Raw genomic sequence first — 12965 nt, forward strand, 5'->3', positions numbered from 1 at the left:
TGTCGGGGATCCCACAGCGAGAAGACCTCTGAGGTTCCGCCACCCGCACCGCTACGCAGGACGAGTTTGGAAACAGGCTCTATACCGTTTCCCGGGCGCGCATCGCGAGCAGCTTGATCGAGTTCTCCGAGCCGGAGCCGTCCGCGGTGGTGACCACGACCACGGACTGCTCCGGCGAGCGGGCGGGCACGAGGATCTGTTGCGCGACCGTGAGCGCGCCCACCAGCGGATGACGCAGCTCGTACTCGTCCGCTTCGCACGGTTTGACCCGGTGATCGCTCCACAGCGTCGCGAATTCCGGGCTCTTCATGGACAGTTCGCCGACGAGTGAGGCCAGCACGGCGTCCTCGGGATGCCGTCCCGCGACCTGCCGGAGGTTGCCGACCACGGCGCGCGCTTTGCGCTGCCAGTTCGCGTAGAGGTCGCGGGTGTGCGGGTCGAGGAACAGCATCCGGGCCAGGTTCGGCCGATCCGCCGGACGTTCCGGAGCGGTTCGGTCGACGTGCCCGGCCAGCAGCGCGTGCCCCAGGTCGTTCCAGGCCAGCACGTCGGTTCGCCTGCCGAGGACGAGCGCGGGCACGGTCTCGAAGGAGCGCATCAGGTCGCGGGTCATGGGGTCGAGCCGCTCCGGCGGCGGGCGGCGTTGCGGCCGAGGGCGTTGCGCGGCGAGCTGGCGCAGGTGTTCGCGCTCGTGCGCGTCGAGCCGCAGAGCTGCGGCGATGGCGTCCAGGATGGCGTCGGAGGCATTGACCGACTGACCTTGCTCCAGACGCGTGTAGTAGGACACGCTCACTCCGGCCAGCTGCGCGAGTTCCTCCCGCCGCAGCCCCGTCACACGTCGCCGTTCGTGGAACGAGGGCAGGCCGACGTCGTCGGGACGCAGGCGCGACCGCCGTGCCCGGAGGAACTCACCCAGCAGGCCAGGAACACCCATATCCGCAGTATCCGCCGTGCCGGGCCGGCGAGCCTGCCCCTGCCAGGGGTAGGCGAACGCGGGGCTGGCTGGTCGGCGCACCGGGGTCGCACGCTGGCCGAAACACCAGCGAGAACCCCGGAGGCGACATGCGCGAAATCGTGCTGGGTGACGTGACGATCACCCGGGTCGTGGAGTACTTCGGTTCGGTCGAGATGTCACCGGAGGACTTCTTCCCCGAGAGCCCGGAAGGAGCCTGGAACGCGTCCTGGCTCGCCCCGGACTTCCTCGACCCGCGCACCAACACCTGCGCATCGGCCATCCAGACGTGGCTGCTGCGCAGCGAAGGCAAGACGATCCTGATCGACACCGGCGTCGGCAACCACAAGGAGCGGCCGTACTCGCCGGTGTGGAGCCACCTGAACACCGACTTCCTCGGCAACCTCGCCAGGGCGGGGGTACGGCCGGAGGACGTGGACCTGGTGATCAACACGCATCTGCACGTGGACCACGTCGGCTGGAACACCTACCTCGACGATCGCAGCTGGGTGCCGACGTTCCCCAACGCCACCTACCTCATGCCCCGGCCCGACTTCGACTTCTGGAACCCCGCCAACGGCCACCAGCCGAACCTGCGCCGCGGCAACCAGAACGTCTTCGAGGACAGCGTCGCGCCGGTGCATGAGGCCGGCCGCACCCTGCTGTGGGAGGACGGCTACCGGATCGACGCGAACCTGAGGCTGGACCTCGCGCCCGGGCACACTCCCGGGTCGTCGGTGGTCACGCTCGAATCGGGCGGCGACCGCGCGCTGTTCGTCGGCGATCTGCTGCACACCGCCCTGCAGTTCGTCGAACCCGACACCAACAGCTGCTTCTGCGAGAACCCGGCCCAGGCCAGGGCCACCCGGCGGCGATTGCTCGGCTGGGCCGCCGACGCGAACGCGCTCGTGCTGCCCGCACATCTCGGCGGTCACGGCGGTGCCGAGGTCGTTCGCGAGGGCGACCGGTTCGCCATCAAGGACTGGGCTCCGTTCGCCCGACTCTGACCAGAAGAACAGGAGAAAACGGGTGTCCGACCCGATCGTCACCACCACCGATGGCGCCGTCCGCGGCCGCGCGGCCGGCAACGCGCACGTCTTCCTCGACATCCCTTACGCCGCACCACCGACCGGCGCCGCCCGGTTCACCGCCCCCGTGCCGCACGAACCGTGGCGGCACGTCCGGGACGCGACGCGGCCCGGACCCACCGCGCCCCAGCCGCGCCGGGACGGCTTCGGTGCGCTCGACATGTCGCCCTACTTCGGGCCCGGCTGGATACCCGGCGACGACTACCTGACCGTCAGCGTGTGGGCCCCGCCGAACGCCCGGAACAGCCCGGTCATGGTCTTCGTGCACGGCGGCGGGTTCGTCACCGGCTCCACCCGTTCGCCGCTCTACGACGGAACGTCCTTCGCTCGCGACGGTGTGGTGCTGGTGACCCTCAACTACCGGCTGGGCATCCCCGGGTTCCTCGACCTGCCCGGCGCACCGGCCAACCGCGGGCTGCTCGACGTCCTGGCCGCGCTGCGCTGGGTGCGGCGCAACATCGCGGAATTCGGCGGCGATCCCGGCAACGTCACGTTGTTCGGTCAGTCCGCGGGCGCGACGATCACGAGCGCGGTGCTCGCCAGTCCCGACGCGGAGGGTCTGTTCCACCGCGCCATCGTGCAGAGCGGCAGCGGGCTGGGCGCGTTCTCCCGGGAGCAGGCGGTACGGGTCACGCATGCGGCGGCGGGCGCGCTCGGCATCGAGCCGACCGTCGCCGCCTTCGCCCAGGTGCGGGATGAACGGTTCGTCGACGTGATGCTCGGCGGCTTGGACCTGCGGACCAGCACCCGGTTCGACCCGCTGCTCGGGCTCAGCGCGTTCAGCCTGGTGCTGGACCGCCAGCCCGCCGAAGCCGTGGCCGCCGGCGCCGGTCTCGACGTCGCCCTCGTCGTCGGCGCGAACACCGAGGAGGGCAATCTTTACCTTGCACCGCAGGGAAAGATGACCACCTCGACCGCCGAGGACGTGCACGACACCGCGGCCGGAGTGCACGACGATCCGGTCGCGCTGGTGGCGCGATACCGGGCGCGGCATCCGCGGGCGACCTCGGGAGAGCTGCGCTCGGCGATCATGGGCGACGCGCTGTTCGGTGCGGGAAGCTGCCGGCTCGCCGAGGCACACGCCGCACACGGACAGGGCCCGACCTACACCTACGAGTTCGCCTGGCGATCGTCCGCAGTAGACGGTCAGCTCGGCGCAACGCACACGGTGGAACTGCCGTACGTGTTCGATCGCCTGGACCTTCCCGCACTGCGCGGTCCCCGCGGCTTGCTCGGCCCGGCAGAGCCGCCCGCGGCACTGGCCACGCGCATGCACGGTGCGTGGGTGAGCTTCGCCAGCACCGGCGACCCCGGCTGGGCGCCGTCGGAAGCCCAGCGCTTCACCGGTCGGGAGTGACTCGGAAAAGTTCCCCGAACCTGGCGAATCCCGCTCAGCGCAGGGGCGCCGGCAGTCCGAAGTGGACCTCTTCCCTGGTCACTTCGTGCTCGATGACCGTGGTCGGGGCGAGGTGGTCGATGACGTCTTCGACCAGGCCCGGCGGGGCCGACGCCCCCGCGGTGAGGCCGATGGTTCCGACGCCGGACAGCCAGGCGGGCTGGATGTCGCCGGCGTCGTCGATGAGGTGGGCTGGCGTGCCCTGGCGGCGCGCCAGCTCCACCAGGCGCTGCGAGTTCGAGGAGTTCGCCGAGCCGACCACCAGCACCAGGTCGCATTCCTTGGCGATCGCCGACAGCGCGTCCTGCCGGTTGGTGGTGGCGTAGCAGATGTCCTCCGAGGACGGGCCGCGGACCGCCGGGAAGCGGTCGCGCAGCGCGGCGACGATGCCGGCCGTCTCGTCGACGGCGAGGGTGGTCTGCGTCAGGTAGGACACCCGCTTCGGGTTCGGCACCTCGACCGCGGCGACGTCCTCGGCGGACTCCACCAGGACCGTCTGGCCGGGCGCTTCGCCGAGCGTGCCCTCCACCTCTTCGTGTCCACTGTGGCCGATGAACACGAGGGTGTCGCCGCGCTCGGCGAATCTTCGCGCCTCGGCGTGCACCTTCGCCACCAGCGGGCAGGTCGCGTCGATGACCGCCAGGCCGCGCCGGTCCGCTTCCGACCGCACGGCCGGAGAAACGCCGTGCGCGGAGAAGACCACGGTGGCGCCGTCGGGCACCGCGTCGAGCTCGTCGACGAACACCGCGCCGCGACCTTCCAGATCGGCCACCACGTGCGTGTTGTGCACGATCTGCTTGCGGACGTAGATCGGGCCGCCGCGAAGCGCGAGCGCCTGCTCCACGATCTCGATGGCGCGGTCGACTCCGGCGCAGAACGAGCGCGGCGCCGCGAGCAGCACCGTGCGCTGTTGACTCGGCATGACTGCACTCCAATGTCGGTCGGCAGATCCCGGTGCCGAACCGCCGCACGCTCGGTGCGGCGGTTCGGGCTGCGGTCAGGTTCTGTTTCATAAACGGCGGTAGCCGCTTGCGGTGTGGGACTCAACTTGCGCCGCCGCAGGTTCACCGAGCCCACCCCGCTGGGGTTCTCCCAGCGAGGACAGCCCCAGCGCCGCGTATTGGACATACATAAGTCGGGGATCCCGGAGTGAGACGGCCGCAGCAACTCCCGCAAGGGGACCGCCACTCGCACCGCTATCCAAACCACATTTGAACCACTCTTTAGTGGTCGCGGCGGGTTACCAGGTGGGCGAGGGCTTCCAGTTCCTCGGCCGCGCGCGGCGCCGGGTCGCAGCGGTGGAGGTCGCTGAGGGCCGAGGCGAGGAGGTCGTCGGCCTGGTGCTGGCTCCAGGTGCGCCCGCCGGCCAGCGCGATCAGCTCGGCGGCCTGGGCCAGGTCACTGCCGGACAGCGGCTGGTCGCGGAGGTAGATGGCGGCCAGCCGCTGCCCGGCCGGCGTGCCGGAAGTCAGCGCGGAGACCACCGGCAGGGTCTTCTTGCGGGTGCGCAGGTCGGAGAACACCGGTTTGCCGGTGATCGCCGGATCGCCCCAGATGCCGAGCAGGTCGTCGACGTGCTGGAACGCCAGCCCCAGCCGCTCGCCGTAGCTGCGCATCCGGGCGATCTGCTCGGCCGTGCCGCCGCCGAACACCGCGCCCAGCGCGCAGGCGCAGCCCAGCAGCGCCCCGGTCTTGTCCCGGGCCATCCGCTGGCATTCGGCCAGTTCCACGTTGCGCCGGTCCTCGAAGGCGAGGTCCGCGGTCTGGCCGTTGATCAGGTTCAGCACGGCGGAGCTCAACGTCCGCACCGCGGAGGTCGCTTCGGGATGCCGGCACGCGCCCAGCACGTCGGCGGCCAGCGACAGTAGCGCGTCGCCGGCGAGGATGGCCGGGCCGCTGCCGAACACGGTCCACGCCGTCGGGCGGTGTCGCCTGGTGACGTCGCCGTCCATCACATCGTCGTGCAGCAGCGAGAAGTTGTGCACCAGCTCCACCGCGACGGCCGCGGGCACCGCCGCCGCGGGATCACCGCCGACGGCGGCGGCCGAGAGCAGCACCATCGTGGGCCGCAGCGCCTTGCCCCGGTCGGCGCGGACCGGATTGCCGCGCTCGTCCAGCCAGCCGAGGTGGTAGCCGGATATCTGCTGCATGCGGGTGGGCAACCGGTCGACCGCGGCCCGCAGGGCGGGCTCGACCATCGTGCGGCTACGCGTGAGTGCCTCATAGGCCATACCCGCCCGGTTGGCGTCCTGCTGAATGGTGGCCATCCGACTTCCCTTCGACAAAAAGCGGTAATTCCAGGCTCGCTTTGCGTGGCGGTGCGGGTAGCGGCCCCCCTGCGGGAGTTACAGACGCTGCCTGGACTGTGGGAGCCCCGATTTACGTATGACCAATACGCGGCTTCGGGGCTGTCCTCGCCAGACGACGTCTGAGAACCCGCGGCGGTGCGAGTTGCGAGGGTGGGCTAAGCGGCTTCGCCGCTTCAAAAGGAAAAAGCGGGTTCAGCGGGCGATTTCGACGTGTTCGAGCACGCCGAGGGCGTCGGGCACCAGGACCGCGGTGGAGAAGTAGGCGCTGACCAGGTAGGAGATGACCGCCTGGTCGTTGATGCCCATGAACCGGACGTTGAGCCCGGGCCGGTACTGGTCGGGGATGCCCGTCTGCTGGAGGCCGATGACGCCGTGGTCGTCCTCGCCGGTGCGCAGCGCCAGGATCGAGCTGGTGCCGCGGTCGCTGATCGGGATCTTGTCGCTGGGCAGGATCGGCACGCCGCGCCAGGCGTGCACCTGGCGGCCCTCCGCCTCGGTGGTCGACGGGTAGATGCCGCGGCGGTTGCACTCCCGGCCGAAGGCCGCGATGGTCCGCGGGTGGGCCAGGAAGAACCGGGTCTTGCGACGGCGGGAGAGCAGCTCGTCGAGGTCGTCAGGAGTGGGCGGGCCGGTGCGGGTGTGGATGCGCTGGCGGAGATCAGCGTTGTGCAGCAGGCCGAAGTCACGGTTGTTGATCAGCTCGTGCTCCTGCCGTTCGCGCAGGGCCTCGATGGTCAGCCGCAGCTGTTGCTCGGTCTGGTTCATCGGCTGGTTGTAGAGGTCGGCGACGCGGCTGTGCACGCGGAGGATCGCTTGCGCGACGCTGAGTTCGTACTCGCGCGGCGCGAGTTCGTAGTCCACATAGGTCCCGGCGAGCGTTGGTTCGCCCGAGTGCCCGGAGGCGATGTCGATGTCCGCCTCGCCGTGCTTGTTCTGCGGCGGAGCGGGATTGTCGCGGATGCTCGCGATGTGCGCCCGCAGCCGGTCGAACTGGTTGTTCACCGCCTGAAGCGCCTGGGCGTCCAGCGTCAGGGCGATGCACGGCGTGACCGCCTTGTACGTGTGGTGCCACGTGGCCTGGTTCTCGGCCAGCACCTGCGCGCCGAAGAACTCGCCGTCGGCGAGCACCTTCAGCACGGTGTCGTCGCCGTACTCACCGGTGCCGATCTGGTTGACCTTGCCGTGCGCGATGAGCACGACCTGGTCGGCCTGCTGCCCAGCGGTGGCGATCACCTGGCCGGGCTCGAACTCCTGCTGCACGAACCGGTCGGCCAACGCGCCCAGCACCGAATCGTCGTCGAAGCCGCGCAGCAGCGGCAGTTCGCCGAGCTCCTGCGGGATGACCCGCACGTTCGCGCCGGTGTTGGTGAAGGTGATCCGCCCGTCCCCGACGGCGTAGGTCAGCCGGCGGTTGACCCGGTAGGTGCCCGCCGAGATGTCCACCCACGGCAGCATCCGCACCAGCCAGCGCGAGGTGGTGCCCTGCATCTGCGGGACGGACTTGGTCGTGGTGGCCAGGTTCCGCGCCGCCGCGGTACCGAGGCTCTGCGCGGCCTGCTCGACGCCGAGGTCCGGCTCAGTCACGGTCACGATGTCACTTCTCCTTGCGCTGCTCGGCGGAAAGGTCTTTCGCGGGCCCGGAGCGGGCGGGTCGCGGCCACCCGCTCCGGGGTCTGTGCGTCGCTCAGCTCTCCCTGCCGAGCTCGACGTGTTCGAGCACTCCGATCGCGTCCGGCACCAGGATCGCCGCCGAGTAGTAGGCGCTGACCAGGTAGGAGATGACCGCCTGCTCGTTGACGCCCATGAAGCGCACCGACAGGCCGGGCCGGTACTCGTCCGGGATGCCGGTCTGGTGCAGGCCGACGACGCCCTGGTTCTCCTCGCCGGTGCGCATCAGCATGATCGAGCTGGTGCGGGTGTTGCTGACGTGCAGCTTGTTGCACGGCAGGATCGGCACGCCGCGCCACGCCGGCACCTGGTGGCCGCCCAGGTCGATGCTCTGCGGGTAGATCCCGCGTTTGCTGCACTCCCGCCCGAAGGCCGCGATGGCGCGCGGGTGGGCGAGGAAGAATCCGGGGTCCTTCCACACGAGCGTCAGGAGTTCGTCCAGGTCGTCCGGTGTGGGCGGGCCGGTGCGGGTGTGGATGCGCTGGCGGAGGTCGGCGTTGTGCAGCAGCCCGAATTCCCGGTTGTTGACCAGCTCCTCCTCCTGCCGTTCGCGGAGGGCCTCGATGGTCAGCCGCAGCTGTTGCTCGGTCTGGTTCATCGGCTGGTTGTAGAGATCCGCGACGCGGCTGTGCACCCGCAGAACCGTTTGCGCGACGCTGAGTTCGTACTCGCGCGGCGCGAGGTCGTAGTCCACATAGGTCCCGGACAGCGTCGGCTCGCCGGTGTGCCCGGAGGCGATCTCGATGTCCGCCTCGCCGTGCACGTTGTGCGCGCCCTTCGGGCCGGACAGCGCGTTGCGGATGTGCTCGCGCAGCGCCTCGGAGTTGCCGTTCATGTCCCGGAACACCTGCTGGCGCAGGAAAAGCACGGTGCAGGGGGTGACCGCCTTGTAGGTCGCCTGCCAGGTGGTCGAGTCGCCGGCGAGGACGTGCGCGCCGAAGAACTCGCCGCCTGCGAGCACCTTCAGCACGGTGTCGTCGCCGTATTCGCCGGTGCCGACCTGGTTGACCTTGCCGTGCGCGATGAGCACGACCTGGTCGGCCTGCTGCCCGGCGGTGGCGATCACCTGGCCCGGTTCGATTTCCCGCTGCACGAAACGATCCGCGAGCGCGCTGAGCACCGCGTCGTCGTCGAATCCCCGCAGCAGCGGGAGTTCGCGCAGCTCCTGCGGGATGACCCGCACCTCGGCGCCGGTGTTGGTGAAGGTGACCCGGCCGTCGCCGAGGGTGTAGCTCAGCCGGCGGTTGACGCGGTACGCGCCGCCGGCGGCCTGCACCCATGGCAGCAGCCGCAGCAGCCAGCGCGAGGTGATGCCCTGCATCTGCGGGACGGACTTGGTCGTGGTGGCCAGGTTCCGGGCCGCCGCCGTGCTCAGGCTCAACTGCGGCGCATCGCCGTCGTCGGTGTTGAGCGGTTCCGTCACAGTCACGCCAATACCACCAATCATCTCTGTTCGTAAAGAGGCGGGCAGGAAATGCTGAACCGTGATTGTTCAGAGAATTAGAGGTGTCCGAATGGAAATGTCCCAATGGGAATGCTCGCCTGTTCTGCGGCATCGTTTCTCGTTGCCGACGGCGACGTTAGCATCAGCGATCTCGGCCGTACAGTCACCCGAACGTGCTTCGTGTGCCGGGCAGATCGAGCGCAAATGTCGCACCGTCGATATCACCTGAATTGCCGCTTGCGTGGAACGCAGCGTGATCATCTGCGGCATTTATTCCGGTATTCGACCGATCCGCTACTCGGGTGCACCAATCGCGAGCGCGATATCCGGAATATTCCGGCGGGCCAATGCTCCGGCTGGGCGATGATGCCTGTGATCTCGGATTCCACGAATCGGGTTATCTGTGTTCCGGTGCCGCGGTAGTACTGTTCGGTCCACGGTTGAAACATAGTTCTTCGCGGTTCTTCTTCGGGAATTCTGAAAATTCGTCGGCCGGGCGTTACCGGCGCCCACGGCTTGAGTTTGGGAGGCGGCGGATCGTGTGCGAATGCGGCGTCCAGTCGATCGGAGCGGATCGAAGGGAGATGTCGTCGTGAAGTGGAACCTGCGATTGGTCGCGGCGCAGCGAGGCATCTGGAAGGCCACCGAGCTGCAGCGGCAGCTGGCCGAGCACGGCCTGGTCATCTCCGCCGGGAAGATGTCCGGGCTGTGGTCCAAGACCCCGGCCAGCCTGAAGCTGGACGACCTGGAGATCATCTGCACGGTGCTCGGGTGCGACGTCGGCGACCTGCTGGTGCCGGAGCCCCGGAAAGTCGTGGTGCGCGGCGAATCCGCCGCCGGAGGTGCGGAATGAGCATCTACCTCAACGGCTTGATCTGGGTGCTCAGCGCGTCGGTGGCCGCCGCGGTGATCGGCTACCTGGTGCGCAGGCTCGGCCAGGACGAGGGGAGACCTAGCAACAACGACGCGGCCGGTCAGGTGTTCACCATCGTCAGCGGCCTGCAGGCCGTGGTGCTTGCTTTCGTGCTGGTGACGCTGTTCGACACCGTGACCGACGCGCGGGAGGGCGTCTACCGGGAGGCGCAGGCCCTGGTTTCGGTTTCCTGGGCGGTGGATTCGCTGCCCGCGCCGGCCGGCGACGAGGCGCGCGAGCTCAGCGTGCAATACCTGCAGACGGTCGTCGGAGAGGAGTGGCCCGTCATGCAGCAGGGCACGCAGGTGGCCGGGCAGGGCTGGGCGCAGCTCGACCAGCTGCGCGCGGCGGTGTTGCAGGCGCCGGCCGACGGCGAGTTCGAGGAGGACCGCAAGACCGAGGCGATCACCCAACTCGGCCAGGTCTACGAGGAGCGGCACGAGCGGCTCACCAGGGCGTTCGACCGCGGCGTGGTGGCGGTGGTGTGGCTCGTGCTGATCCTGGGCAGCGTGGTGTGCGTGCTGCTGCCGAACCTCTTCGGTGGCACGAGGTTGTTCCCGCACATCGTGCTGGTGTCCACATTGGCCGGCGCGCTGGCGCTGCTGCTGTTCGCGATCTTCCAGCTGCAGAACCCGTTCAGCGGCGGATCGCGGATCGGCCCGGACGCGTTCATGTGGGCGCTCGATCGGCTCGGTCGAAGTTGAGGTGGTGGCGGGTCGCGGCGGTGTCGGCCGCCTCGGCGATGGTGGTGCTGGCGGCGTCGGTGGCCTGGGTGGTGTCCGCCGGCGCGGCCCCTGGCTGCACGGTGCTGCAGGTCCGCAACGCTGGCCTGGGCGCGACTTCCGCGCTGTACCGGGTGACGTTGCCGGCCGCCGAAAGCGTCCGGATCGGGACGCTGGACTACCGGCTGAACGCGCTCGGTCACGCCGGCTCGCAGGGCCTCGTGTACGGCATGGCCGCGTTCGGCCGGTCCGGGCCGTTCCCGGACGGCGCCCACGTGGTGACGCTGGACCGGGCCGGCCGGACGCACGACCTGGGGCCGGTGCGGGTCGGCCGCGTGGACACGCCCTGGTACCCGCTCGCCGCGCCGACGGCCGGTGCGATCAAGGGAAACCGCTGGTACGTGCGGCAAGGATCCTATCTGTACACAGTGGACGTCAATCCGGTCGACCCGATCTACCTGAGCGTGTTGGCGACGACGGCGATCCGGTCGCCGCACTGGCCGTTCGGGCTCGACGACTTCGACGTCGATCCGGTGGACGGCGAGCTGTACGGGGTGTCGATGACCCACCGGGGCACGGCGGCGGTCGCGCGGCTGGACCGGGTCAGCGGGCGGGTCACCGAGTTGGCCGACGCGCCGGGTCTGCCGCCGAGCGGCTACGGATCGGTGGTGATCGGCCCGGACCGGGCCCTGTACGTCACGGCCGACGAGGCGGGCGGGCTGTACCGCGTCGGCCGGGACGGCTCGGTGAAGAAGCTGGCCACCTTGCCGCCGATGTTGGGCTCCGACGCGACCGGATGCCTGACCCGGACCCCGTCGCCCCAGCCGCCGCCCCCACCCTTGCCGCCCCAACCTTCTACGACCCCGCCGTCTACGACCCGGTCGCCGTCCCCGACGCCGTCGACACCGCGACTGACCCCGTCCCCGACTTCGGCGCCGCCCACCCAGCGCCCGACACCTCCGAGCAGTGCCGTTCCGCCTTCGCTGCCGCCGTCCCCACTTCTGCTGCCGGAACCGGGCGGCTACGCGCCGGCGACGCCGGAACCGGGCGGCGGGTCCGTCGGTCACGACACCAAGGAGAAGCGCCGCTGGGCACTCGCCGCGTTGCTCCTGCTGATCGGTGGCAGCGCCGCGGTGCGTCGCCTCCGCTAGGGAGAGCCGCATCCCGGCCAACGATTCGCGCCCTGGGTGCAACCGCCGCAGCAGTGCCGGAGCTTCGCGTTGGAAGTCCAATTTGGACTTCGAGAGCTGTCGCAAATGGCCTTCTCCTGCAACTGATTCCCAGTAGCAGCGTTGTCGCACAGCTGGTCTGCGGCCTATCGTTCGGGTGTTCCGGTCGCCGGACCCGAGGAGGCCAGGTGGATTCCGGAAAGAAGACTCCACAGCACGGACATGGACATGGACACGGCCACGGCCACGGCCACGGCAGCGTTTGGGCGGGGCTGAAGCACGCGGTGACGCCGCACAGCCACGACGCCGCCGAGGTCGTCGACGGCCCGCTGGAGGCCAGCCGCAAGGGCATGCGGGCGCTGTGGATCTCCTTCGCGGCGCTGTTGATCACCGCCATCGGGCAGGCCGTCCTGGTGGCCTTCACCGGGTCCGTCGCGCTGCTCGGCGACACCCTGCACAACTTCGCCGACGCGCTGACCGCGGTGCCGCTCGCGGTCGCGTTCCTGCTCGCCAGGCGCGCGGCGACCCGCCGCTTCACCTACGGGCTCGGCCGCGCCGAAGACCTCGCCGGGCTGGTCGTCCTCGCGGTGATCGCGGTGTCGGCGGCGCTGGCGGGCTGGGAGGCGTTTCGGCGGATGGTCGATCCGCAGCAGGTCGAGCACCTGGGCTGGCTCGCGGCCGCCGGGTTGCTGGGCTTCGCCGGCAACGAGCTGGTCGCCCGCTATCGCATCCGGGTGGGCCGGGAGATCGGCTCGGCCGCGCTGGTCGCCGACGGCCTGCACGCGCGCACCGACGGTTTCACCAGCCTCGCCGTGCTCGGCTCGGCCGGTGGCGCCGCACTGGGCTGGCGGTGGGCCGACCCGGCGATCGGGCTGCTGATCACGGCGGCGATCGTCGCGGTGCTTTGGGGCTCGGCCAAGGAGGTCCTCGGCCGGGTGCTCGACGCGGTCGATCCGGAGCTGGTCGGCCGGGCGGAGCTGGCGCTGGCCGGCGCGCCAGGGGTGCGCGCGGTGGGCGGGCTGCGGATGCGCTGGATCGGCCACGCGCTGCACGCGGAGGCCGAACTGGACGTCGCCCCGGAGCTCAGCCTCGCCGATGCGCACCGCGTCGCGCACGACGCCGAGCATCACCTGCGGCACGCCCTGCCGCGACTCGGCAGCGCGACGATCCACGCCCACCCGGCGGGCGCCGACCACGAGCTGGTCACACACCACCGGCACTGACCGGGGCGCGGGCGGGGTTGGTGGGGGGTCTGGCTCTGCAAACAGAACCACAGAACCGCCGAGACGGGGCCACCGCTCTCG

General features: G+C 70.1%; 11 protein-coding genes. 6 read left to right on the forward strand and 5 right to left on the reverse strand.

Annotation, left to right across the window (positions count from 1 at the left end; genetic code table 11):
* Positions 1–79: 79 nt before the first annotated feature.
* Positions 80–934 (reverse strand): helix-turn-helix transcriptional regulator, encoded by an 855-nt coding sequence (locus AB0I53_RS10425; RefSeq protein ID WP_358599597.1) that lies wholly within the window; start codon positions 932–934, stop codon positions 80–82.
* A 128-nt stretch (positions 935–1062) separates the two neighbouring features.
* Between AB0I53_RS10425 and AB0I53_RS10430 the strand changes: the two genes are divergently transcribed.
* Positions 1063–1959 (forward strand): MBL fold metallo-hydrolase, encoded by an 897-nt coding sequence (locus AB0I53_RS10430; RefSeq protein ID WP_358599600.1) that lies wholly within the window; start codon positions 1063–1065, stop codon positions 1957–1959.
* A 22-nt stretch (positions 1960–1981) separates the two neighbouring features.
* The gene (locus tag AB0I53_RS10435) at positions 1982–3397 is read left to right on the forward strand and encodes a carboxylesterase family protein (protein WP_358599603.1); all 1416 of its coding nucleotides are present in this window, start codon (positions 1982–1984) and stop codon (positions 3395–3397) included.
* Between the two features lie 34 nt (positions 3398–3431).
* On the opposite strand, the gene ispH is transcribed toward AB0I53_RS10435, so the two are convergent.
* The 4 genes from ispH to AB0I53_RS10455 form a co-directional block, all read right to left on the reverse strand.
* A complete protein-coding gene (gene ispH, locus AB0I53_RS10440) occupies positions 3432–4358 on the reverse strand; it encodes a 4-hydroxy-3-methylbut-2-enyl diphosphate reductase (RefSeq protein ID WP_358599605.1) in 927 nt (308 codons plus the stop codon).
* Between the two features lie 301 nt (positions 4359–4659).
* Positions 4660–5703 carry a family 2 encapsulin nanocompartment cargo protein polyprenyl transferase gene (locus tag AB0I53_RS10445; protein ID WP_358599608.1) on the reverse strand — a complete coding sequence of 348 codons (1044 nt, stop codon included), beginning with the start codon at positions 5701–5703 and terminating at the stop codon, positions 4660–4662.
* Between the two features lie 234 nt (positions 5704–5937).
* Positions 5938–7335, reverse strand: coding sequence for a family 2B encapsulin nanocompartment shell protein (locus tag AB0I53_RS10450; RefSeq protein WP_358599611.1), 1398 nt, complete (start codon positions 7333–7335; stop codon positions 5938–5940).
* A gap of 94 nt (positions 7336–7429) precedes the next feature.
* The gene (locus tag AB0I53_RS10455) at positions 7430–8860 is read right to left on the reverse strand and encodes a family 2B encapsulin nanocompartment shell protein (RefSeq protein WP_358599614.1); all 1431 of its coding nucleotides are present in this window, start codon (positions 8858–8860) and stop codon (positions 7430–7432) included.
* Between the two features lie 589 nt (positions 8861–9449).
* On the opposite strand from AB0I53_RS10455, the gene AB0I53_RS10460 reads away from it, so the two are divergent.
* From AB0I53_RS10460 to AB0I53_RS10475, 4 genes are all read left to right on the forward strand, one after another.
* Positions 9450–9710, forward strand: a complete 261-nt coding sequence (locus AB0I53_RS10460) for a helix-turn-helix transcriptional regulator (RefSeq protein WP_358599617.1) — start codon at positions 9450–9452, stop codon at positions 9708–9710.
* Complete coding sequence (locus AB0I53_RS10465; protein WP_358599620.1) at positions 9707–10474, forward strand: hypothetical protein; 768 nt, start codon at positions 9707–9709, stop codon at positions 10472–10474. The genes AB0I53_RS10460 and AB0I53_RS10465 overlap by 4 nt, the downstream gene beginning before the upstream one ends.
* Positions 10471–11643 (forward strand): hypothetical protein, encoded by a 1173-nt coding sequence (locus tag AB0I53_RS10470; RefSeq protein ID WP_358599623.1) that lies wholly within the window; start codon positions 10471–10473, stop codon positions 11641–11643. The genes AB0I53_RS10465 and AB0I53_RS10470 overlap by 4 nt, the downstream gene beginning before the upstream one ends.
* A 206-nt stretch (positions 11644–11849) precedes the next feature.
* Positions 11850–12884, forward strand: coding sequence for a cation diffusion facilitator family transporter (locus AB0I53_RS10475; protein WP_358599625.1), 1035 nt, complete (start codon positions 11850–11852; stop codon positions 12882–12884).
* The last annotated feature ends 81 nt before the right edge of the window (positions 12885–12965 follow it).

It is taken from the genome of Saccharopolyspora sp. NPDC050389, from assembly GCF_040655595.1.
GTDB lineage: Bacteria > Actinomycetota > Actinomycetes > Mycobacteriales > Pseudonocardiaceae > Saccharopolyspora.

What these genes read in the sequence shown, in the direction of transcription:
- AB0I53_RS10425 (WP_358599597.1), bottom strand. Translation starts at nt 934, where the DNA reads ATGGGTGTTCCTGGCCTGCTGGGTGAGTTCCTCCGGGCACGGCGGTCG.
- AB0I53_RS10430 (WP_358599600.1), top strand. Translation starts at nt 1,063, where the DNA reads ATGCGCGAAATCGTGCTGGGTGACGTGACGATCACCCGGGTCGTGGAG.
- AB0I53_RS10445 (WP_358599608.1), bottom strand. Translation starts at nt 5,703, where the DNA reads ATGGCCACCATTCAGCAGGACGCCAACCGGGCGGGTATGGCCTATGAG.
- AB0I53_RS10465 (WP_358599620.1), top strand. Translation starts at nt 9,707, where the DNA reads ATGAGCATCTACCTCAACGGCTTGATCTGGGTGCTCAGCGCGTCGGTG.
- ispH (WP_358599605.1), bottom strand. Translation starts at nt 4,358, where the DNA reads ATGCCGAGTCAACAGCGCACGGTGCTGCTCGCGGCGCCGCGCTCGTTC.
- AB0I53_RS10455 (WP_358599614.1), bottom strand. Translation starts at nt 8,860, where the DNA reads ATGATTGGTGGTATTGGCGTGACTGTGACGGAACCGCTCAACACCGAC.